General features: G+C 46.5%; 1 protein-coding gene. It reads left to right on the top strand.

The features are described from left to right. Positions 1 to 505, top strand: a 505-nt coding sequence (locus tag R8N49_RS30850; protein ID WP_318190914.1) for an outer membrane protein assembly factor BamD, incomplete at both ends; no start/stop codon positions are given.

Here is a 505-nt window from a genome sequence, read left to right as displayed (position 1 = left end):
ACGTTACCCATTTGGTGCCTACTCTGAACAGGTGCAACTTGACCTTATTTACGCATACTACAAAAACGACGACCTAGCGTTAGGCTTAGCAACCATCTCTCGCTTTATGCGCCTAAACCCTACCCATGAAAAAATGGACTGGGTGCTTTACATGCGTGGCCTGAGCCACATGGCTCAAGATCGTAACTTTATGCACGACCTGTTTAGCATCGATCGTAGCGACCGCGACCCAGAGCCCGTGAAAAAAGCATTTGATGACTTTAAGAAGCTGCTTCAACGTTATCCAAACAGCCCATATGCGGAAGATGCAAAAAAACGCATGGTGGCCTTGAAAAACCGCTTGGCGAATTACGATTTAGCTACCGCTGATTTTTACCTTCGCCGTGAAGCATGGATTGCTGCCATTAACCGTAGCCAAGAGCTTCAAAAATCATTCCCTGATACAGAAGCAGCTCGCAAATCGTTAGAAATTCAGCTGGAAGCCTACAAGCAGCTGCAACTAGAA

This window comes from Vibrio sp. 1978, assembly GCF_033344345.1.
The sequence above is the reverse complement of the archived record's forward strand: the minus strand, read 5'-3'. Positions and strand labels throughout refer to the sequence as shown.